This window comes from Streptomyces mirabilis (assembly GCF_018310535.1).
In the GTDB taxonomy this organism is placed as follows: domain Bacteria; phylum Actinomycetota; class Actinomycetes; order Streptomycetales; family Streptomycetaceae; genus Streptomyces.
Genome location: NZ_CP074102.1, coordinates 1,803,838 through 1,825,323, shown reverse-complemented (window position 1 = coordinate 1,825,323; position 21,486 = coordinate 1,803,838). Strand labels below are relative to the sequence as shown.

The 21,486-nt window shown below is 71.2% G+C and carries 19 protein-coding genes and 1 riboswitch; of the genes, 13 read left to right on the top strand and 6 right to left on the bottom strand.

Going from position 1 to position 21,486, the window contains the following annotated elements:
* Positions 1-173 precede the first annotated feature (173 nt).
* From SMIR_RS08100 to SMIR_RS08085, 4 genes are all read left to right on the top strand, one after another.
* Positions 174-1,514, top strand: coding sequence for a M16 family metallopeptidase (locus tag SMIR_RS08100; protein WP_101401146.1), 1,341 nt, complete (start codon positions 174-176; stop codon positions 1,512-1,514).
* Positions 1,511-2,899: a M16 family metallopeptidase gene (locus SMIR_RS08095; protein ID WP_168496446.1), complete on the top strand. Its 1,389-nt coding sequence runs from the start codon at positions 1,511-1,513 to the stop codon at positions 2,897-2,899. Before SMIR_RS08100 ends, SMIR_RS08095 begins: the two co-directional genes overlap by 4 nt.
* Before the next feature lie 298 nt (positions 2,900-3,197).
* Positions 3,198-3,358: riboswitch (cyclic di-AMP (ydaO/yuaA leader) on the top strand.
* Positions 3,359-3,370: 12 nt separating this feature from the next.
* Complete coding sequence (locus tag SMIR_RS08090) at positions 3,371-4,135, top strand: M23 family metallopeptidase (RefSeq protein ID WP_212726819.1); 765 nt, start codon at positions 3,371-3,373, stop codon at positions 4,133-4,135.
* A 260-nt stretch (positions 4,136-4,395) separates the two neighbouring features.
* On the top strand, positions 4,396-5,091 hold the full coding sequence (locus SMIR_RS08085) for a GntR family transcriptional regulator (RefSeq protein WP_168496450.1): 696 nt from the start codon (positions 4,396-4,398) through the stop codon (positions 5,089-5,091).
* Positions 5,092-5,274: 183 nt separating this feature from the next.
* Here SMIR_RS08085 and SMIR_RS08080 read toward each other — a convergent pair whose 3' ends face one another.
* Positions 5,275-5,556, bottom strand: a complete 282-nt coding sequence (locus SMIR_RS08080; RefSeq protein ID WP_054229914.1) for an HPr family phosphocarrier protein — start codon at positions 5,554-5,556, stop codon at positions 5,275-5,277.
* Positions 5,557-5,735: 179 nt separating this feature from the next.
* On the opposite strand from SMIR_RS08080, the gene SMIR_RS08075 reads away from it, so the two are divergent.
* The 4 genes from SMIR_RS08075 to SMIR_RS08060 all read left to right on the top strand — a co-directional run bounded on the left by SMIR_RS08075 (position 5,736) and on the right by SMIR_RS08060 (position 11,163).
* Positions 5,736-8,552, top strand: coding sequence for a bifunctional acetate--CoA ligase family protein/GNAT family N-acetyltransferase (locus SMIR_RS08075; protein WP_212726818.1), 2,817 nt, complete (start codon positions 5,736-5,738; stop codon positions 8,550-8,552).
* Between the two features lie 127 nt (positions 8,553-8,679).
* Entirely contained in the window at positions 8,680-9,267 is a 588-nt protein-coding gene (locus tag SMIR_RS08070) for a DUF5998 family protein (RefSeq protein WP_211118828.1), read from the top strand.
* Positions 9,267-10,454 (top strand): alkaline phosphatase family protein, encoded by a 1,188-nt coding sequence (locus SMIR_RS08065; protein WP_054229917.1) that lies wholly within the window; start codon positions 9,267-9,269, stop codon positions 10,452-10,454. The genes SMIR_RS08070 and SMIR_RS08065 overlap by 1 nt, the downstream gene beginning before the upstream one ends.
* Before the next feature lie 61 nt (positions 10,455-10,515).
* The gene (locus SMIR_RS08060) at positions 10,516-11,163 is read left to right on the top strand and encodes a thymidine kinase (protein WP_101401153.1); all 648 of its coding nucleotides are present in this window, start codon (positions 10,516-10,518) and stop codon (positions 11,161-11,163) included.
* A gap of 20 nt (positions 11,164-11,183) precedes the next feature.
* Here the strand turns inward: SMIR_RS08060 and SMIR_RS08055 are convergent, their stop codons facing one another.
* The gene (locus tag SMIR_RS08055; RefSeq protein ID WP_168496454.1) at positions 11,184-11,987 is read right to left on the bottom strand and encodes a VOC family protein; all 804 of its coding nucleotides are present in this window, start codon (positions 11,985-11,987) and stop codon (positions 11,184-11,186) included.
* 323 nt (positions 11,988-12,310) lie between these two features.
* Here SMIR_RS08055 and SMIR_RS08050 point away from each other — a divergent pair, with 323 nt between their 5' ends.
* Positions 12,311-13,162, top strand: coding sequence for a sulfurtransferase (locus SMIR_RS08050; RefSeq protein ID WP_212726817.1), 852 nt, complete (start codon positions 12,311-12,313; stop codon positions 13,160-13,162).
* A gap of 52 nt (positions 13,163-13,214) precedes the next feature.
* On the opposite strand, the gene sepH is transcribed toward SMIR_RS08050, so the two are convergent.
* Positions 13,215-14,270: a septation protein SepH gene (gene sepH, locus SMIR_RS08045; RefSeq protein WP_101401157.1), complete on the bottom strand. Its 1,056-nt coding sequence runs from the start codon at positions 14,268-14,270 to the stop codon at positions 13,215-13,217.
* 471 nt (positions 14,271-14,741) lie between these two features.
* On the opposite strand from sepH, the gene SMIR_RS08040 reads away from it, so the two are divergent.
* Positions 14,742-15,518, top strand: coding sequence for a hypothetical protein (locus tag SMIR_RS08040; RefSeq protein WP_212726816.1), 777 nt, complete (start codon positions 14,742-14,744; stop codon positions 15,516-15,518).
* Here SMIR_RS08040 and SMIR_RS08035 read toward each other — a convergent pair.
* Positions 15,442-16,761 carry an FAD-linked oxidoreductase, L-gulonolactone oxidase family gene (locus tag SMIR_RS08035; protein ID WP_168496460.1) on the bottom strand — a complete coding sequence of 440 codons (1,320 nt, stop codon included), beginning with the start codon at positions 16,759-16,761 and terminating at the stop codon, positions 15,442-15,444. The two genes, SMIR_RS08040 and SMIR_RS08035, sit on opposite strands and share 77 nt — an antisense overlap.
* Positions 16,721-17,959 (bottom strand): MFS transporter, encoded by a 1,239-nt coding sequence (locus tag SMIR_RS08030; RefSeq protein ID WP_168496462.1) that lies wholly within the window; start codon positions 17,957-17,959, stop codon positions 16,721-16,723. Before SMIR_RS08030 ends, SMIR_RS08035 begins: the two co-directional genes overlap by 41 nt.
* Before the next feature lie 188 nt (positions 17,960-18,147).
* Here SMIR_RS08030 and SMIR_RS08025 point away from each other — a divergent pair, with 188 nt between their 5' ends.
* Together SMIR_RS08025 and SMIR_RS08020 are read left to right on the top strand one after the other, a co-directional pair.
* Complete coding sequence (locus SMIR_RS08025; RefSeq protein ID WP_168496464.1) at positions 18,148-19,275, top strand: ferrochelatase; 1,128 nt, start codon at positions 18,148-18,150, stop codon at positions 19,273-19,275.
* A gap of 8 nt (positions 19,276-19,283) precedes the next feature.
* Positions 19,284-20,099 (top strand): inositol monophosphatase family protein, encoded by an 816-nt coding sequence (locus SMIR_RS08020; RefSeq protein ID WP_212726815.1) that lies wholly within the window; start codon positions 19,284-19,286, stop codon positions 20,097-20,099.
* Positions 20,100-20,236: 137 nt separating this feature from the next.
* Here SMIR_RS08020 and SMIR_RS08015 read toward each other — a convergent pair whose 3' ends face one another.
* Positions 20,237-20,410: a hypothetical protein gene (locus SMIR_RS08015; protein WP_165854003.1), complete on the bottom strand. Its 174-nt coding sequence runs from the start codon at positions 20,408-20,410 to the stop codon at positions 20,237-20,239.
* A gap of 416 nt (positions 20,411-20,826) precedes the next feature.
* Between SMIR_RS08015 and SMIR_RS08010 the strand changes: the two genes are divergently transcribed.
* Positions 20,827-21,480, top strand: coding sequence for a response regulator transcription factor (locus tag SMIR_RS08010; RefSeq protein WP_010983842.1), 654 nt, complete (start codon positions 20,827-20,829; stop codon positions 21,478-21,480).
* Positions 21,481-21,486: the final 6 nt, after the last annotated feature.

Below are 21,486 nucleotides of genomic sequence, written 5' to 3'. Positions count from 1 at the left end.
GCTCCACGGCGCCCCGTTCCGATCGCTCACGGTGAACGGAAGTCCGGCCTCCCACCTCAGGAATTCTCGCTCTCGGCGTACGAGGTGCGGGAACTTCGCCACCTGTCGGCGCGCTTGCATACAGTGGCAGGACCGGCAGGAATTCTGCAGTTTCCGCGATCGAAGGGACGTACATGCCCATGGGTCACACGGCCACAGCTGAGGCAGGCTCCGGCGGCCTGACAGCGACCGAGCACCGCCTGGCCAACGGCCTGCGCGTGGTGCTCTCCAAGGACCACCTGACCCCGGTCGCGGCGGTGTGCCTCTGGTACGACGTCGGCTCACGGCACGAGGTCAAGGGCCGTACCGGCCTTGCTCACCTTTTCGAGCACCTGATGTTCCAGGGCTCCGGCCAGGTGAAGGGCAACGGCCATTTCGAACTGGTGCAGGGCGCGGGCGGCTCCCTCAACGGAACGACCAGCTTCGAGCGCACCAACTACTTCGAGACGATGCCCGCCCACCAGCTGGAGCTCGCCCTCTGGCTGGAGGCCGACCGCATGGGCTCGCTGCTGGCCGCGCTCGACGACGAGTCCATGGAGAACCAGCGGGACGTCGTCAAGAACGAGCGCCGCCAGCGGTACGACAACGTGCCCTACGGCACCGCCTTCGAGAAGCTGACCGGGCTCGCCTACCCCGAGGGCCACCCGTACCACCACACCCCGATCGGGTCGATGGCGGACCTGGACGCGGCGACCCTGGAGGACGCCCGCGCCTTCTTCCGCACCTACTACGCGCCGAACAACGCGGTGCTCTCCGTGGTCGGGGACATCGACCCGGAGCAGACGCTCGCCTGGATCGAGAAGTACTTCGGCTCCATCCCCGGGCACGACGGCAAGCCCGCTCCGCGCGACGGCTCGCTGCCCGAGGTCATCGGCGAGCAGCTGCGCGAGGTCGTCGAGGAGGAGGTCCCGGCGCGCGCCCTGATGGCCGCCTACCGGCTCCCGGAGGACGGCACGCGCGCGGCCGACGCGGCCGACGTGGCGCTCACCATCCTCGGCGGCGGCGAGTCGTCCCGGCTCTACAACCGGCTCGTACGCCGCGACCGCACCGCCGTCGCGGCCGGGTTCGGCCTGCTGCGGCTCGCCGGAGCGCCCTCCCTGGGCTGGCTGGACGTGAAGACGTCCGGTGACGTCGAGGTCCCGGTGATCGAGTCCGCCGTCGACGAGGAGCTCGCCCGGTTCGCCGAGGAGGGCCCCACGGACGAGGAGATGGAGCGCGCCCAGGCCCAGTTGGAGCGCGAGTGGCTGGACCGGCTCGGTACGGTCGCGGGCCGCGCCGACGAACTGTGCCGGTACGCCGTCCTGTTCGGCGACCCGCAGCTCGCCCTGACGGCCGTACAGCGCGTCCTGGACATCACGGCCGCGGAGGTCCAGGAGGTCGCCAAGTCCCGCCTGCGCCCCGACAACCGCGCGGTGCTCGTGTACGAGCCGGTCGCTGCCGACACCACCGAAGAGGACGAGGAGGCGGCGAAGTGACCGAGCTCGCCACCATGGACTTCCACCCGCAGCCCCAGGCGGGTCAGCCCAAGCCCTGGGCCTTCCCGGCGCCCGAGCGCGGCACGCTGGACAACGGCCTGACCGTGCTGCGCTGCCACCGCCCCGGCCAGCAGGTCGTCGCCGTCGAGGTGCTGCTCGCCGCGCCGCTGGAGGCCGAGCCCGCGGGCCTCGACGGCGTCGCCACGATCATGGCGCGCGCCTTCTCCGAGGGCACCGACAAGCTTTCCGCCGAGGAGTTCGCCTCCGAGCTGGAGCGCTGCGGCGCCACCCTGGACGCGCACGCCGACCACCCCGGCGTGCGGCTGTCGCTCGAAGTGCCCGTCTCGCGCCTGCCCAAGGCGCTCGGGCTGCTCGCCGACGCCCTGCGGGCACCGGCGTTCGCGGACAGCGAGGTCGAGCGGCTGGTGCGCAACCGGCTCGACGAGATCCCGCACGAGACGGCCAACCCGGCACGGCGTGCCGCCAAGGAGCTCTCCAAGGAGCTGTTCCCGGCGACCTCGCGCATGTCGCGCCCGCGCCAGGGCACCGAGGAGACCGTCCAGAAGATCGACTCGGCGGCCGTACGCGCCTTCTTCGACAAGCACGTACGTCCCGCCACGGCCGCCGCCGTGATCGTCGGCGACCTGACGGGCGTCGACCTCGACGCGCTGCTCGCCGAGACGCTCGGCGACTGGACCGGCTCGTCCGCCGAGCCGCGCCCCGTGCCGCCGGTGACCGCCGACGACACCGGCCGTGTGATCATCGTGGACCGCCCCGGCGCGGTCCAGACGCAGCTGCTCATCGGCCGCGTCGGCGCCGACCGGCACGACCGTGTGTGGCCCGCCCAGGTGCTCGGTACGTACTGCCTCGGCGGCACCCTCACCTCGCGCCTGGACCGCGTCCTGCGCGAGGAAAAGGGCTACACCTACGGTGTGCGGGCGTTCGGCCAGGTCCTGCGTGCCGCCCCGGACGGAACCGGTATCGCGATGCTCGCCATCAGCGGCTCCGTGGACACCCCGAACACCGGCCCGGCGCTCGACGACCTCTGGAAGGTGCTGCGCACCCTCGCCGCCGAGGGCCTGACGGACGCCGAGCGCGACATCGCCGTACAGAACCTGGTGGGGGTGGCGCCCCTCAAGTTCGAGACCGCGGCGGCCGTCGCGGGCACGCTCGCGGACCAGGTCGAGCAGTACCTGCCGGACGACTATCAGGCGACGCTGTACCAGCAGCTCGCCGCGACCGGCACGGTGGAGGCCACCGCGGCCGCCGTGAGCGCCTTCCCGGTGGACCGTCTGGTGACCGTCCTTGTCGGCGACGCCGCGCACATCCAGGAGCCCGTCAAGGCCCTCGGAATCGGTGAAGTGACCGTCGTTTCGGCGGAGTAGGGGTTCAGCGGAGCAGCGGCCCAGTAGAAGCCGGCTGGACGCCGAGCCGCACGCGGAGCGGAAGAGCGTGACTCCGTAGGGCCCGGGTGACTGAAGAGTCGCCCGGGCCCCTTTTTGCTCGGATTTCCGCTCGGATTTCGCTTGGACTTCATCCCCAAGATGTCCGTATTGGTAGGGAGGTTGCCCGTCTGCCCTGTGGCATGCACTACAAAAACCGTGATCCGTTTGTTGATTGAAAGACGCCCCGTCTAGCGTCGGGGCGGCTGTTCGTCAGGCAGTGCGCCGCGCCCGCGGCACCGGACAGTCATCGCCGAGTCCCCGTACGGCGCGAGCCAGGGGAGCCGGGGACCCATACGTAGTCCCTGGGGTGAATCGGACGCCCTCCCTGGAGGGGGTCCGTAGGAGACCTTCCTGCTCCGAACCCGTCAGCTAACCCGGTAGGCGAGAGGGAAGGAAAGGATCAGCCCCTACATGGCGTTCACCTGTGGCCCCGGGAAACACCGCCGTCCGAGCCGCGTGAAGCGCTCCACCACGAACGCCGTCGGCGTCGCCGCGCTCACCACCACCGGTGTCATCGGAACCCTGGCCGCCCCGGCGCTCGCCGCGGACGCCTCCGTCGAGCAGTCCGGGCTGACCCAGGCCGTCACCCTCGGCGACAGGGTCGCCGCCCAGATCGACGCGCAGGCCGCCGCCCAGCAGCGCGCCGCCGACGAGGCAGCCGCGCGCAAGAAGGCCGAAGAGGCCGCGCGCAAGAAGGCCGCCGAGGAGGCGAAGAAGGAGCGCGAGGCCAAGGAGCGTGCCGCCCGCGCCGCCGAGCGCAAGCGCCTCAACACCTTCGTCCTGCCGATCACGGGCTCGTACATCTCCACCGGCTACAAGACCGGCGGCAGCCTCTGGTCCTCCGGCAGCCACACCGGCGTCGACTTCCACGCCGCCTCCGGGACCTCGGTCCACGCGGTCGGCTCCGGCACGGTCGTCACGGCCGGCTGGGGTGGTGCCTACGGCAACCAGATCGTCCTGAAGATGCACGACGGCACCTACACGATGTACGGCCACCTGTCGTCCATCGGCGTCTCCGTGGGGCAGACGGTCACCCCGGGCCAGCAGATCGGCCTCTCCGGCTCCACCGGGAACACCACCGGGCCGCACCTCCACTTCGAGGCCCGCACGACGGCGGAGTACGGCTCCGACATGGACCCGGTCGCCTACCTCCGCTCGCACGGCGTGAACGTCTGACGCTCGCACGGCGTGATCCTCTGCCGTTCGGACGGCGTGATCCTCGGCCGCTCGCGCACCGTGAACGACCGACGACCGGCGTCAACACTTCCGAAGCCCCGGCTCCCCTCAGCCGGGGCTTCGTCGTTTCGAACGACTGTCTGTCCAAAAAATATCCATGGATTCCGGCCCGCCATCGGAAATTCCGGCTCTCTGCAATAGAGTCGCTGAACAAGCGTCAATCGACCGCGTTTCGCGGGGATTAAGGCGGAGGTCCGGTCATGCGCATTCCCGCGCACTCGGTATGCACGGCGATCCGTGACGACATCGTCGCGGGTGTCTACGAGCGCGGCAGCCGGCTCACCGAGGAACTGCTCGCGCGCCGCTACGGCGTCTCGCGGGTCCCCGTGCGCGAGGCCCTGCGCACGCTGGAGGCCGAGGGCTTCGTCGTCACCCGTCGGCACGCGGGCGCGTGCGTCGCCGAGCCCACCGAGCAGGAGGCCGCGGACCTGCTGGAGATGCGCATGCTCCTGGAGCCGCTGGGCGCCGCGAGGGCCGCGCAGCGGCGCACCGAGGCCCACCTCAAGGTGCTTCGAGGCCTGGTCAGGCTGGGGCAGGAGCGGGCCAGGAGGGGGAACAGCGAGGATCTGCGCTCGCTCGGCGGCTGGTTCCACGAGACCCTCGCGCAGGCCTCCGGGAGCCCCGCGCTGACCTCCACGCTGGCCCAGCTGCGGCACAAGATCGCCTGGATGTACGCGGTCGAGGCGCCGGCCAATCCGGCGGAGTCCTGGGCGGAGCACGGCGGGATCGTGGACGCGGTGGCGCGCGGCGACAGTGAGCGGGCGCGGGCCGTCACGGCGCTGCACACCGAGCGCGCGACGGTCGCGCACCGGCTGCGTTTTCCCGGCGGGGGAGATCGGCCGGAGCGTGTGAGGACTTCGCAACATCCCGTAAACATGACGGGCGTGCGTCATTAACACCGGCACCGTATACAAAGAGAGGTAATTCGCGGGGGATTATTTCTGCTGCCCGTAATTGGGAAAAGCGAAGGGCCCGCCCGATGTTTTCAGGCGAGCCCTTCGAATGTGTGCGGGGCGGGGTCTTTTGGTGCGAAGACCACTCCCGCCATCAATTGAGGAACCCCGCTCGGGGGCTCTTTCTCAGACGGTCTCGGGGAGCTCCTCGAGACCCTCCGCCACCAGCTTCGCCAGCCGGTCGAGCGCGGCGTCCGCACCCTCGGCGTCCGAGGCGAGGACGATCTCCTCGCCGCCCTGGGCGCCCAGGCCGAGGACCGCTAGCATGGAGGCCGCGTTGACGGGGTTGCCCTCCGCCTTGGCGATCGTCACGGGGATACCGGAGGCCGTGGCCGCCCGGACGAAGATGGAGGCGGGACGGGCGTGGAGGCCCTCGGCCCAGCCGACGTTGACGCGGCGCTCAGCCATGTGATGCTGCCCTTCAGGTGTTCAGGGTTGTCTAGACCAGTGTTCCACAACGTGAAGCGAGCCCGGGGCAGGGTGCTGTTCCTGTCCCGGACTCCGCGTCGGATCCCGGCCTGGATCCGACTTCGGTGCCCCTAGCCTGCCTCGCGCCGTTGTCGGACGCGAGCCGTACTCTGGGGCCCATGCAGACCTCGTCGGACCGGCACGAGTACCCCTCCCACTGGGAGGCCGACGTGGTGCTGCGCGACGGCGGCACCGCCCGCATCAGGCCCATCACCGTCGACGACGCCGAGCGGCTGGTGAGCTTCTACGAGCAGGTATCGGACGAGTCGAAGTACTACCGCTTCTTCGCGCCCTACCCGCGCCTGTCCGCCAAGGATGTCCACCGCTTCACGCACCACGACTTTGTGGACAGGGTGGGGCTCGCGGCCACGGTCGGCGGCGAGTTCATCGCCACCGTACGCTATGACCGTATTAATGCCGATGGTCGGGCCGCCTCCGCGCCCGCCGACGAGGCCGAGGTCGCCTTCCTCGTGCAGGACGCCCACCAGGGCCGCGGCGTTGCCTCGGCCCTCCTGGAGCACATCGCGGCCGTCGCCAGGGAGCGGGACATCCGCCGTTTCGCCGCCGAGGTGCTGCCCGCCAACACCAAGATGATCAAGGTGTTCACGGACGCCGGATACCAGCAGAAGCGGCACTTCGAGGACGGCGTCGTACGCCTGGAGTTCGACCTCGAACCCACCGACCGCTCGCTCGCCGTGCAGCGCGCGCGGGAGCAGCGCGCCGAGGCGCGGTCCGTGCAGCGACTGCTCGCGCCCGGCTCGGTCGCCGTCATCGGAGCGGGCCGCGCCCCCGGCGGGGTGGGACGCAGCGTCCTCGACAACCTGCGCGAGGCCGGGTTCACCGGGCGCCTGTACGCCGTGAACAAGGCACTCCAGGAGAAGGAGCTCGACGGCGTCCCGGCCCACCGCTCCGTCCGTGACATCGCCGAACCCGTCGACCTAGCGGTCGTCGCCGTGCCCGCGCCGTTCGTCCCCGAAGTAGTCGCGGAGTGCGGCGAGCACGGGGTGCAGGGCCTCGTGGTCGTCTCCGCCGGGTACGCCGAGAGCGGCCCCGCCGGACGCGAGCGTCAGCGTGCACTCGTCCGCCAGGCCCGTACGTACGGGATGCGCATCATCGGACCGAACGCCTTCGGGGTCATCAACACCTCCCCCGAGGTGCGCCTCAACGCCTCGCTCGCGCCCGAGATGCCGCGCCCCGGGCGGATAGGCCTGTTCGCCCAGTCCGGCGCGATCGGGATCGCCCTGCTCTCCCGGCTGCACCGGCGCGGCGGCGGCGTCACCGGCGTGACCGGAGTGTCCACCTTCGTCTCCTCCGGGAACCGGGCGGACGTGTCCGGCAACGACGTACTCCAGTACTGGTATGACGACCCGGACACCGACGTCGCCCTGATGTACCTCGAATCCATCGGCAACCCGCGCAAGTTCACCCGGCTCGCCCGGCGGACGGCGGCGGCCAAGCCGCTGGTCGTGGTCCAGGGCGCACGGCACGCCGCCGCTCCCCAGGGGCATGCCGTACGGGCCACCCGGCTGCCGCACGCCACCGTGTCCGCGCTGCTGCGGCAGGCCGGGGTGATCCGGGTCGACACGATCACCGAGCTGGTCGACGCGGGGCTCCTGCTGGCCCGCCAGCCGCTCCCCGCAGGACCCCGGGTGGCGATCCTCGGCAACTCGGAGTCCCTGGGGCTGCTGACGTTCGACGCGTGCCTCGCCGAAGGACTGCGACCGCTTCCTCCGCTGGATCTGACCACGGCGGCTTCGGCGGAGGACTTCCACAGGGCGCTGACGAAAGCCCTCGCCGATGACAGGTGCGACGCCGTGGTGGTGACCGCCATACCGGCGGTGGGGGAGACGTCGGCCCAGGACGCGGCCCTGGCTCAGGCCCTGCGCTCGGCCTCGGCCTCGGCCCCGGCGAAGCCGGTGCTCGTGGTGCACGTCGAGCTCGGTGGGCTCGCGGAGGCCCTGTCGGCGGCGGCCAGCACCGCACCACAGGCGGCGTCCACGGCACCCGGTGCTCGGGCACCCCGCCCCGCCGAACGCCCGGCCACCGTGGTGAGCGGTCCCCCGGAGGCGAGCCCCCGGCTCATCCCGGCCTACCCGGCCGCCGAGCGCGCCGTCCGCGCCCTCGGCGAGGCCGTGAAGTACGCCCAGTGGCGGCGCGAGGCGGCCGACCCCGGAAAGGTCCCCGAGTACGAGGACATAGACGAGAAGGGCGCCGCCGAGCAGATCGACGAGCTGCTCTCCCGGGGCTCGGGACTGACGCTCGGCCCCGAGGACGCCTGCGTGCTGCTCGGGCGGTACGGCATCGATGTACACCGGGCTCTGCCGGCGCCGACACCCGACGAGGCCGCCGCGGCCGCGCGCACCCTCGGCTACCCCGTGGCCCTCAAGACCACCGCCCCGCACCTGAGACACCGCGCCGACCTGGGCGGCGTACGCCTGGATCTGACGGACGAGGCGCAACTGAGGTGGGCGTACACGGAGTTGACCGACCTCTTCGGAACGCCGGAGGTGCTGCGCCCGGTCGTGCAGAGCATGGCGCCGCGCGGGGTCGACACGGTCGTACGGGCCGTCATCGACCCGGCGGCCGGAGCGGTGCTCTCGTTCGGCCTGGCCGGAGCCGCGTCTGAGCTGCTCGGGGACACGGCACACCGGCTGGTTCCGGTCACCGACCGGGACGCGAGCTCATTGGTCCGGTCGATCCGGACGGCGCCGCTCCTGTTCGGCTGGCGTGGCTCGGCGCCGGTCGACACCGTGGCCCTCGAAGAGCTGATGCTGCGCGTCTCGCGGCTGGTCGACGACCACCCGGAGGTCGTCGCCGTCTCCCTGGAGCCGGTGGTGGTCGCTCCGCGCGGCCTGAGCGTGCTCGGCGCCACCGTGCGGCTGGCCCGCGCCCCCGTCCGCGACGACCTCGGTCCCCGCACGCTTCCCGTCGTCTGAGCCGTACGGGTCCCGTCGTCCGAGCCGTTCCGGCGCCCGCCGCCGTCGACGATTCGTTCTGATCCGTCCACGACAGACACCCGCGACCGGTGCCTCGCAGTCGGTGGGCCACCGTAGGATGGACGTCATGGCCAAGACCAGTACGACGACCCAGGGGCTGCGAGCGGCGATCGAGCGCAGCGGCTACTACCCGGCCCTCGTGGCCGAGGCGGTGGAGGCCGCGATCGGCGGCGAGACCATCCGGTCGTACCTGGTCCACCAGGAGACGACGTTCGACGCCAACGAGGTGCGCCGGCACGTGACCGTGCTCGTCCTCACCGGCAACCGTTTCATCGTGAGCCACACCGACGAGCAGAACGCGGACACGACCTCGCCGACGCCGTACGCCACGACCTCGACCGAGTCCGTGAAACTCGGCCGGATCTCGTCGGTCGTCGTCAGCCGGGTCGTCGCCAACCCCGAGTCGTACACACCGGGCACGCTGCCCCGCGAGGTCGTCCTGACCATCGGCTGGGGCGCGGTCTCCCGCATCGACCTGGAGCCCGCGGCCTGCGGCGATCCCAACTGCGAGGCGGACCACGGCTACACGGGCAACTCGACGGCGGACGACCTGAGCCTGCGCGTCAGCGAGGCCGGGGACGGCCCGGAGACGGTGCGCCAGGCCCTCGCCTTCGCGCAGTCCCTCTCCGAGGCGACCGCGGACATCACCCGCTGATGGCGCTGCCCACCTGGGACCACCCGGAACCGCTGGCCATCGACTCCGCGCCCGTCCCCGAGTACGGCGCGGGCTCGCTCGCCGATCTGCTGCCCACGCTCGCCGCCGGCATGGGCGTCCCCGGCATGACCACCGCCATACCGGAGCTGACCGAGGCCGACCGGAACTGCGTCTTCCTGATCGACGGTCTCGGCTGGGAGCAGCTGAAGGCGCACCCGGACGAGGCCCCCTTCATGAGCTCCCTCCTCGGGAGCTCGCGCGGTGGCACCGGCCGCCCGATCACCGCGGGCTACCCGGCGACCACCGCGAGTTCCCTGGCCTCCGTCGGCACGGGCCTGCCGCCCGGCGCGCACGGCCTGCCCGGCTATACCGTGCGCAACCCGAGGACCGGCGAGCTGATGAACCAGCTGCGCTGGAGTCCCTGGACGGAACCCCGCGCCTGGCAGCCGTACCCCACCGTCTTCCAGCTCGCGGACGCGGCGGGTGTGCACACGGCCCAGGTCTCGTCCCCGACCTTCCAGAACACCCCGCTCACGAAGATCGCCCTGAGCGGCGGAACGTTCCACGGGCGGCTGTCCGGCGAGGAGCGCATGGACCTCGCGGCCGAACAACTGGCCGCCGGTGACCGCTCGTTGGTGTACACCTACTACGCCGAGGTGGACGGCAAGGGCCACCGCTTCGGCGTCGACTCGGACCCCTGGCGCGGCCAGCTGATGTACGTCGACCGCCTGGTCCAGCGCCTCGCTGAGCAACTGCCGCCGCGCGCGGCGCTGTACATCACCGCCGACCACGGCATGATCGACATCCCCTTCGACGAGCAGCACCGCATCGACTTCGACGAGGACTGGGAGCTGCGCGCGGGAGTCGCCCTGCTGGGCGGCGAAGCCCGGGCCCGGCACGTGTACGCCGTCCCGGGTGCCGAGGCGGACGTCCTGACCTGCTGGCGCGAGGTGCTCGGCGAGCAGTTCTGGGTGGCTTCGCGCGACGAGGCGATCGCGGCGGGCTGGTTCGGGCCGCAGGTCGACGAACGGGTGTACGCCCGGATCGGCGACGTCGTGGCGGCGGCCTGCGACGACGTCCTGATCGTCGCGACCGAGCGGGAGCCGAAGGAGTCGGCGATGGTCGGCAACCACGGTTCGATGGCACCGGTGGAGCAGCACGTTCCGCTCCTGGAAGTACGTACCTGACCCCTCCCCGCCCGTTCCCCTCCGCCCGTCTCCCTTCTTGTCGAAAGGTGCTCAACTCCCCATGCCCGAGCTGGTGTTCTTCTCCGGAACGATGGACTGCGGGAAGTCGACGCTGGCTCTCCAGATCGAGCACAACCGCTCGGCCCGGGGCCTGCAGGGCATGATCTTCACGCGCGACGACCGCGCGGGAGAGGGCAAGCTCTCCTCGCGCCTCGGCCTGGTCACGGACGCCGTGGAGGTCGCGGACGACCAGGACCTGTACGCGTACCTCGTCGTCCACCTCTCCCAGGGCGGCCGGGCGGACTACGTGATCGCGGACGAGGCCCAGTTCCTGGCCCCCGGACAGATAGACCAACTGGCCCGGGTGGTCGACGACCTGGGCATCGACGTCTTCGCCTTCGGCATCACCACCGACTTCCGCTCCAAGCTCTTCCCGGGCTCCCAGCGCCTCGTGGAGCTCGCCGACCGGGTCGAGGTCCTCCAGGTCGAGGCCCTGTGCTGGTGTGGCGCCCGCGCCACCCACAACGCCCGCACGATAGGCGGCGAAATGGTCGTCGAGGGCGCCCAGGTGGTCGTCGGCGACGTCAATCAGGCGGAGGACATCGGCTACGAGGTCCTGTGCCGTCGACACCACCGGCGCCGGATGACGGCGGCGACGGCCCGCGCGGGCGCCCTCTCGCCCGACGTACTGCCGATCGCCTCCGCCTGACTCTCAGCGCTCGGCGTGGATCATCGCTCGGTGCGGATCACCGAGAACACCGCGCCCTCCGGGTCCGCCACCGTGGCCACCCGCCCGTAGGGCGAGTCGTGGGCCGCCTTGAGAAGGTGTCCGCCGAGGTCGGTGGCCTGGGCGACGGCCTCGTCCACGTCCGAGACCTCGAAGTACGTCAGCCAGTGCGGGCCGCGGTCGCGGGGCAGGCCGTGGCCGACGCCGTGCACGCCGGCCACCGGGCGGCCGTCGATGTGCAGGGTCATGTAGTCGAAGTCGGCCGAGACGACAGGCTCCGGCTCGTGTCCGAAGACCCCCTGGTAGAACTTGACGACGCTCTCGGTGTCGCGGGTCACCAACTCGATCCAGGCGGGGGTGCCGTGCACCCCGTGGAGCGCCGTGCCCAGATGGGCCGCCGCCTGCCAGACCCCGAAGACGGCGCCCGTGGGGTCCGAGGCGATCAGCAGCCGCCCGGCCTCTCCGGCGTCCAGGGGACCCACGCCCACGGTGCCGCCGCAGTGCCGTACCGACTCGGCGGTGTGGTTCACGTCCGCCGAGGCGAAATACGGCGTCCAGGCGATCGGCAGATGCCGGTCGGGTGGCATCTGTCCGATTCCCGCCACCTCGTGGCCGTCGAGCAGGGCCCGCGCATACGGGCCGAGCTGCCGCGGGCCCGGCTGGAACTCCCAGCCGAACAGCTCTCCGTAGAACTCCTGGGTCGTGGCCATCCCGTGCACCATCAGGCTCACCCAGCAGGGCACGCCGGGTGCGTGCCGAGCGTTCGTGGTGCCGTTCGGGCCGGCCGACTCCCGTGCCTCGGTCATCGTCACTCTCTTCTCGGCCCCTCGCGGTGGCCGTTCACCTTCCGCCTACCAACCGCGTACCGCAATCGCGCGCGTGCACGCCCCGTGCCGATGCTCGCACCACCCGTCACCCTGCGCGCCCCGGCGGCGTCATCGTGTAGCGGTCCACTGCCGGAGAATGCCCGATGTGCCGTTTCCCATCCGTTTCCGCGCGATTGCCGGGGGGTGTCCATCGGCTGTACAGCATGTGCCCGATCCCGTACGCCCGGTGATCGGACCTGTCCGGCCGAGCAGAGTAGCCGGACCTGGACGCCGGGGCCACCCCGTACGCAAGGATGGTGGCTATGAACGCCATCATCTCCGCATCCGAACTCGCGAGCGACCTGGCGGGACCGAACCCGCCGGTCGTGCTCGACATCCGCTGGCAGCTCTCCACGGCGACGGCCGCCGGGGCCGCCCCCTTCGACGGCCGGGCCGCGTACGCGGCAGGGCACATCCCCGGCGCGGTCTTCGTCGACCTGGATGCCGAACTGGCCGGGGAGCCGGGCGCGGGCGGCCGTCATCCGCTGCCCGACCTGGAGGTCTTCGGCGAGGCGATGCGGGCCGCCGGGGTGTCCGCGGACCGGGATGTCGTCGTGTACGACGGTGGCGTGGGGTGGGCCGCCGCGCGGGCCTGGTGGCTGCTGGGCTGGACGGGTCATCCGTCGGTGCGCGTGCTCGACGGCGGGCTGGTCGCCTGGAGCGGGCCGGTGTCCTCGGAGATCCCCGAGCCCGCCCCCGGAACCTTCGAGCCGGCCGCGGGCGCCCGGCCGCTGCTGGACGCGGACGGGGCCGCCGCGCTCGCCCGCACGGGGCTGCTGCTCGACGCCCGAGCCGGTGAGCGCTATCGGGGCGAGGTCGAGCCGATCGACCCCGTGGGCGGGCACATCCCGGGCGCGGTCTCGGCGCCGACCACGGAGAACGTCACGGAGACCGGCGAGTTCCGGCCATCGGGCGAGCTCGCGGAGCGCTTCAAGTCCCTCGGTGTGACCGGCACTTCGGAGGTCGGCGTCTACTGCGGTTCGGGCGTCTCCGCCGCCCACGAGGTGCTGGCGCTCGCCGTCGCGGGCATCCCGGCCGCGCTGTACGTGGGTTCCTGGTCGGAGTGGTCGCGGGACGGCAGCCGTCCGGTCGCGGTGGGCCCCGACCCTCAGTAACGGCAAAGGGGCCCGCTCCAGCGTGGCGCGGGCCCCGATGTCGTACAACTGACTAGTCCTGCTTCTTCCGTCGCGTCCCGAAGACGATCTCGTCCCAGCTCGGGACCGCCGCTCTGCGGCCCGGTCGGACGCCGTCGGCCTCGGCCTGGCGGTCGGTCGCGCCGACGAGACGGTCGCGGTGGCTGCCGACCGAGCGGGGCATGAGCACGTCCGCGTAGGCGGAACCGGCACCGGCCGAGGCCGCGGGGGCCGGGGGCTCCTCCGCCTCGGGCTCGGTGGGCGGCTCCTCCGTCGCCGGGAGCTCCGTGGTGGCGGGCCGCTCGGGCACCACCATGTCGCCCCGGAAGCTGGGCACCGCTTCCAGGAGGCTGGTGAGCGAGTCGCGGTCGCTCACGCTCTCCTCGACCGGCTCGGGGGAGGGCCCGGGCAGGCTCGGGCGCTCCATCTGCCGGTCCAGGGCGCGGTCCAGCGGGCGGTCGCGCGGCAGCCGTGCGATACGCGGGACGAACGGGAAGCTCGGCTCGGGCGCCGCGAGGTCGTCGGACTCGCCGATCAGCGAGCGTGCCTCGTCATCGACGGCCTGGACGAGCCGCCGGGGCGGGTCGTACGTCCAGCTCGCCGAGTGCGGCTCGCCCGCGACCCGGTAGACCAACAGCACTTCCCACGTGCCGTCGTCACGACGCCATGAGTCCCACTGGACGGTGTCCTTCTCGGCACCCCGGATCAGCAGCCGTTCCTGAACGGCCTCACCGAGCTGGGGTCCGGCGTTCTCACCGGGGCGACGGACAGGAGTCTTCCGGGCACGCTCGGCCATGAAGGCACGCTCGGCGAGCACGGGGCCCTCGAAGCGACGCACCCGGTCGACGGGGATTCCCGCGAGCTGGGCGACTTCCTCCGCGGAGGCGCCGGCACGTATCCGCGCCTGGATGTCTCGGGGGCGGAGATGACTCTCCACCTCGATCTCGATCTGGCCGAGGCGGGGACGGTCGCCGCGAACAGCGGCGCGCAGACGCTCGTCAATCGGAAGCGTGTACTCCGTGCTGTCCGCAGCCTTCAGCACCAGCCGTGTGCCGTCGTTAGAGACGGCCACGACACGCAGTTCGGGCATGGGGACCTCCCGGGTGGTGCCTGCCGACGTCACGTGCGTCGCTGCTTCCGCTAGTCGAGTGTGGCCTGCCCGGGTGCAGCCTGCCACAACCTTGCCGAGTTGCCCGGCGTGTCGGGCGCGGGCCCGGGGTCGCCGTTATGGCACGGTTACCTATTCGCAACGCTAAGTGACGAACTCCATCACCCTGTGCAACGAGCCCCCTCCCGGCGGTCCTGTCAGGCCCCGGACACCCTGGCGGGAGTCCGGACCCAGGGCTCGCAACAGTACTCCATTCGGGCCATGTGCGTGGATCGGCACGCCGCCCAACTTCTAGTGAGGGGTGGTAGTTGGCCGTCCACTGTGCCGTATTCGTGACCTTGAAACGTGTCGTACTTCACGTAATCGCCAGAAACGGAACTAAACGTTTCGCCCGTCCGTCCCTTTCTCGTGCAAGCGGTCGAGAAGTACGGGAAAGGCAGGCAAGGTCCGGGGATGCGTGAGAAGTCGGATGCCGGCGAGGAACAGAGCGCGAAGGAGGGGGCGCCGAGGAGGAGGCGGGTGGACCTGAGCCTTCCGCAAGTGGCGGGCAGCGCCGTGGCCGCGGTGGTGGCGGCCAAACTCGCCTCCTACTTCGGGGTGTACGGGACGATCCTGGGCGCCGGAGTGGTCAGCGCGATCGCCACCTGTGGAGGCACCGTCTTCCAGCACTTCTTCAAGCGCACCGGCGAACAGCTCCGCGATGTCACGGTCCAGGCGAAGCCGAGGGCCCAGCAGGCTCCGGTACCGGGGGCGTTCACCGAGGGCACCGTCTATCGCGCCCGGGTCAAGAGCTGGAAGCGGCCGGTGGTCGCGGCGGCGCTCGTCTTCGGCGTCACGATGGCGGGGATCACGACGTACGAGCTGGTGTCGGGGCAGAGCTTCAGCGGCGCCGGCACGAGCACCACCGTCGGTGACGCCCTCAAGGGCAGCGGCTCCGGCTCCCGGTCGAAGCCCGGTACGACGCCTTCGAGTCCGACGAGCGGATCCTCTTCGAGGGAGCCGTCGGCCACCGACAGCACTCCCGGAACCGAAGGCGGGTTCGGCACCGACGCCACTCAGGGTGACGGCCGTGCCACATCCCCTGCTCCGACGCCGAGTTCCGGTGCCGCTTCGCAGGCGCCGGCCGACACCCCGGCGCCCACGGACGGTTCGCCTACGAGCCCAGCACCCGACGCAAGTAGTCGTTCCCAAAGCGCCGATCCGGGTCAAGACGGTCCCTCAGCGCCGTGAACTCGCCGAAGCGCGGATACACCTTCGAGAAGTACTCCGCGTCACGGGTGTGCACCTTGCCCCAGTGCGGGCGGCCCTCGTGCGCCGTGAAGATCCGCTCGGCCGCGGTGAAGTACGCCTGATAGGGCGTACCCCTGAACATGTGGACGGCGATGTAGGCGCTCTCCCGGCCGGACGCCGTGGAGAGCGCGATGTCGTCCGCGGGGGCCGTGCGCACCTCGACGGGGAAGCTGACCCGCAGGGACGAGCGGTCGACCATCGTCTTCAGCTCGCGCAGCGTCTCGACGAGCGCCTCGCGCGAAACGGCGTACTCCATCTCCACGAAGCGCACCCGGCGCGGAGAAGTGAAGACCTTGTAGGGAATGTCGGTGTAGGTCCGCGCGGACAGCGCGCGGCTGGAGATCTTCGCGATCGTCGGGATGGTGGCGGGCGCGGCGCGGCCGACCAGATTGGCCACCTGGAATACCCCGTTGGAGAGGAACTCGTCCTCGATCCAGCCGCCGATCTGCCCGATCGGCTTCTCGGGGCCGGCGCTGCGGTTGTTGCGCTTGGTGTTGCAGTTGCCGGTGTGCGGGAACCAGTAGAACTCGAAGTGCTCGTTCTCGGTGAAGAGTTCGTCGAAGTCGGCGGTGACCTTGTCGAAGGTCATCGGCTCCTCGCGAGCCGTGAGCAGAAAAATGGGCTCTACGGAGAAGGTGATCGCGGTGACGATCCCCAGGGCGCCGATGCCCACCCGGGCCGCCGCGAAGACATCGGGGTTCTTCTCCTCGGAACAGGTGAGGAGCGAACCGTCCGCGGTGACCAGTTCAAGTCCCTTGATCTGCGCGGCGATCGAGGCCGAGTCGCGGCCCGTGCCGTGCGTTCCGGTGCTGGTCGCGCCCGAGACCGTCTGCTCCATGATGTCGCCCATGTTCGTGAGCGACAGCCCCTCGCGCGCGAGAGCCACATTGAGACGCTTGAGCGGGGTGCCCGCCTCGACGGTGACGGTCCCGGCCTCGCGGTCGATGTTGCGGATGCCGGTCAACAGTTGAGGGCGGATCAACACGCCGTCGGTCGCGGCGGCCGCAGTGAAGGAGTGCCCGGTGCCGACGGCCTTGACCCGCAGACCGTCGTCGGCCGCCTTGCGTACGGCCGCGGAGAGCTCCTCGACCGAAGCGGGGGTGACCTCCCGTACGGGGCGGGCGGTGACGTTCCCCGCCCAGTTACGCCACGTGCCGCTCTTCCCGCTCAGTGTGGTGCTCATGGGTCCCCTCCCGCTGCGGAACCGGCCTGCTGAGCCGGCGATACCCGAGGAATCCGACCGCGACCGCGACGGCTCCGGACACCGCCGGAACCCCGTACCCGGCCTTCGCACCGGCGGTGTCGATCACCCAGCCGGCCACGGAGGAGCCGAGCGCGACCCCGACCGCGAGTCCGGTGCTCACCCAGGTCATGCCCTCGGTCAGTTTCGCGCGTGGTACGTGCTGTTCGATGAGGGACATCGTCGTGATCATCGTGGGAGCGATGGACAGGCCCGCAACGAACAGCGCCACGGCCAGAAACGGCAAGTTTCCGACCAGTAGCAGGGGGATCATACTCACGGCCATGGCGCATATGCCCAGCAGCCACCGACGTTCGGGCGCCCCCTTGAAGTGCAGCAGTCCGAACACGGCTCCCGCCGCGCAGGAACCCGCCGCATACAGGGCCAGAACCACGCTCGCGGCACCCTTGTGGCCCTGCTCCTCCGCGAAGGCCACGGTGACCACGTCCACGGCCCCGAAGATCGCTCCGGTCGCCACGAACGTGGCCACCAGGACCTGGAGTCCGGCCGCGCGCAGCGCCGAACCGCTGCTGTGGTGCTCACGCGGGTGCGGCACGGGCTCGGTCGCGCGCTGGGAGGTCAACCAGAAGACGCCCGCCGCCAGGAAGCAGGCGGCGAGCAGGGGGCCGGCCTCCGGGAACCACACCGTGGACAGGCCGATGGAGATGATCGGCCCGAAGATGAAGCAGATCTCGTCCACCACGGACTCGAAGGAGTACGCGGTGTGCAACTGCGGGGTGCCCCCGTAGAGAGCCGCCCAGCGGGACCGGATCATCGCGCCGATGCTCGGGACGCAGCCGATCCCGGCCGCGCAGAGGAACAGCACCCAGTCCGGCCACTCGAAGTGCGCGGCCAGCAGCAGCCCGGCGGCCGCCGCGAGCGCGAACAGGGTGACGGGGCGCAGCACCCGCCGCTGGCCGTGCCGGTCCACCATCCGGGAGACCTGCGGGCCCATCACCGCGGCCGCGAGCGCCATGGTCGCCGACAGCGCGCCCGCGAGCCCGTACCGCCCGGTGAGCTGGGAGATCATCGTCACCACGCCGATGCCCATCATCGACAGCGGCATCCGGCCGAGGAAGCCCGCGGCGGAGAAGCCCTTGGAGCCGGGGGCGGCGAACAGGGCGCGGTACGGGCTGGGCACGAGGGGTCTCCGGTGGGCTCGGCCCGGCCACACGGTCACCGCGTGCGGTCGGACTCCGGTAAGGCGTGTAGATGGCCGATACAGCTTACGGGTTAGGGGACCCTAATGCACTCCCTCGGGTACTCCCCGGTTCCGCTTGTCTTGTGGCTGTTGTCCGGCCGTCAGTGACGGATGGCAGGATCGGACGCATGCCAGATGTGCTCGATGCCACCCCCTACGACGCCCTGCTCCTGCTCTCGTTCGGCGGCCCCGAAGGCCCGGACGACGTGGTTCCGTTCCTGGAGAACGTGACGCGGGGGAGAGGCATCCCCAAGGAACGGCTGAAGGAAGTGGGGCGGCACTACTTCCTGTTCGGCGGGGTCAGCCCGATCAACGGCCAGAACCGTGCCCTGCTCGACGCCCTCCGCAAGGACTTCGCGGACCACGGCCTGGACCTGCCCGTCTACTGGGGCAACCGCAACTGGGCGCCGTACCTCACCGACACCCTGCGCGAGATGATCGCCGACGGCCGCCGCCGTGTCCTCGTCCTCGCCACCAGCGCGTACGCCTCGTACTCGGGCTGCCGGCAGTACCGCGAGGACCTCGCCGGCGCCCTGGCGACCCTGGAGGCCGAGGGACTGGAGCTGCCGAAGATCGACAAGCTGCGGCACTACTTCAACCACCCCGGCTTCGTGGAGCCCATGATCGAGGGCGTCCTGAAGTCCCTCGCCGAGCTCCCCGAGGACGTACGGGCGGGCGCGCACCTCGCCTTCACCACGCACTCCATCCCCACCGCGGCCGCCGACACCTCCGGCCCGGCCGAGGACCACGGCGACGGCGGCGCCTACGTCAGGCAGCACCTGGACGTGGCGAAGCTGATCGCGGACGCCGTGCGCGAGCAGACCGGGATCGAGCACCCCTGGCAGCTCGTGTACCAGTCGCGCTCCGGAGCCCCGCACATCCCGTGGCTCGAGCCCGACATCTGCGACCACCTGGAGGAGCTCCACGGGGCCGGGGTCCCGGCCGTCGTGATGGCCCCCATCGGGTTCGTCTCGGACCACATGGAGGTGCTGTACGACCTCGACACGGAGGCGACGGCCAAGGCGGAGGAGCTGGGGCTGCCCGTGCGCCGCTCGGCCACCGTGGGCGCCGACCCCCGCTTCGCCGCGGCGATCCGCGGCCTCGTCCTGGAGCGCGCCGCGACAGAGAACGGGTCGCAGGTGACACCCTGCGCCCTGGGCGCGCTCGGCGCGAGCCACGGCCTGTGCCCTGTGGGCTGCTGCCCGGCCCGCGCCCCCAAGCCCGCCGCCGCGGGCGCCGACAGCCCGTACGCCTGAGGAGCCCCTTGATCGAGCCCCTGCACACCGAACTGCTCCAGCTCGCCCACGACGCCGCCCGCCGCGCCGGTGAGCTGCTGCGGGACGGCCGCCCGGCGGACCTCACGGTCGCCGCCACCAAGTCCAGCCCGATCGACGTCGTCACCGAGATGGACATCGCCGCCGAGAAGCTGATCACCGACCTGATCTCCCAGCACCGCCCCCGCGACGGCTTCCTCGGCGAGGAGGGCGCCTCCAGCGAGGGCACCAGCGGCATCCGCTGGGTCGTCGACCCGCTCGACGGCACGGTGAACTACCTCTACGGACTGCCGACCTGGGCGGTGTCCATCGCGGCCGAACAGAACGGCGAGACCGTCGTCGGGGTCGTCGCGGCACCGATGCGCGGCGAGACCTACAGCGCCGTGCGCGGCCGGGGCGCCCGGGCCACCGGGGCCTGGGTCGGCGAGCGCCGGCTGGCCTGCCGCCCGTCGCCGCCCCTGGACCAGGCCCTGGTCTCGACCGGCTTCAACTACGTGACCGAGGTCAAGGTCCACCAGGCCGAGGTCGCCCACCGGCTGATCCCCCTGCTGCGTGACATCCGGCGCAGCGGTTCGGCGGCCGTCGACCTGTGCGACGTCGCCGCGGGCCGCCTCGACGGCTACTACGAGCGCGGTCTGCACCCCTGGGACCTCGCGGCCGGCGACCTGATCGCCCGTGAGGCGGGCGCCCTGACCGGTGGACGCCCCGGAGAGCGCCCCGCGGGCGATCTGGCGGTCGCGGCCTCCCCGGGCGTCTTCGAGCCCCTCCAGCGGCTTCTGGAGGAGTTCGGCGCCTGGCACGACTGACGACACCCGCCGTTCTCGGTACGTACAGCACTCGCTGTTCCCGGTGCGTACAGCGACTACGGAATTCGGTACGCACAACAACGGAGCGGGGCCCCGGCACTGGATCGATGCCGGGGCCCCGCTCTGGTACGAACTGCTCAGACGCGCGACGCGCCGACCTCCACACCGTGCTCGGCGGCAAGGCGGCGCAGGTCCTCGAGCTCGGCCTGCTCGACCTCCGCGAGGAAGTCGTCGCCTGTTTCGCGAGCCCGCGTCAGGTCGGACTCGGTCGCCCTTATGCGCTGCAGAAGTCCTGCGGTGAATGCGTCCATGCTGCGCCCCCTCGTCCTGGGTCGTGGGTCGGTGGCACGGGGGTGTGCCGTTGGGAAGGGGCGATCACGTCTCCAGAGGGTGCCCAGCGCTGCCCGGGCTGGGCGGCGACGGTGCCGGACACCCACGTCCGCTCTGCGGAAGCGGTTGGACGTACCACAAGGTGGCTTGCCACATGCAGAGCGTGATCGCGGGGTGTAAAGCCGTCCTCCCCCCGCTCCCTTCCGTGGAAACCTCAACCCGACGAGAAAATCTCGCATTCCCGGGGCCCGAGACCGTCGTACCGGGCGCCTCTCACCCGTCTTACAGCCGGTTTATGGCCGAAAAGGGCAGGATGGAGGCCTTACCCGTGACAGACCCCCCTGCCCGCGTGTGCCGAAGAGGCGCTACGCGGGTGGACAGAGGAAGGACAAGCGACGTGCGCGTACTCGTCGTCGAGGACGAGCAGCTGCTCGCCGATGCGGTGGCCACCGGACTGCGCCGGGAGGCCATGGCCGTCGACGTCGTGTACGACGGTGCGGCCGCCCTGGAGCGCATCGGCGTCAACGACTACGACGTGGTCGTCCTCGACCGCGACCTCCCGCTCGTGCACGGCGACGACGTCTGCCGCAAGATCGTCGAGCTCGGCATGCCCACGCGCGTGCTGATGCTGACCGCGTCCGGCGACGTCAGCGACCGTGTCGAGGGCCTCGAGATCGGCGCCGACGACTACCTCCCCAAGCCGTTCGCGTTCAGCGAGCTGACGGCACGCGTGCGTGCTCTCGGGCGTCGTACGAGTGTGCCGCTGCCGCCCGTCCTGGAGCGCGCAGGGATCAAGCTCGACCCCAACCGGCGCGAGGTCTTCCGCGACGGCAAGGAGGTCCAGCTCGCGCCCAAGGAGTTCGCCGTCCTGGAGGTGCTGCTGCGCAGCGAGGGCGCCGTCGTCTCCGCCGAACAGCTCCTGGAGAAGGCCTGGGACGAGAACACGGACCCCTTCACCAACGTCGTCCGCGTCACCGTCATGACCTTGCGCCGCAAGCTCGGGGAACCTCCGGTCATCGTCACCGTGCCCGGCTCCGGCTACCGGATCTGATCCGCG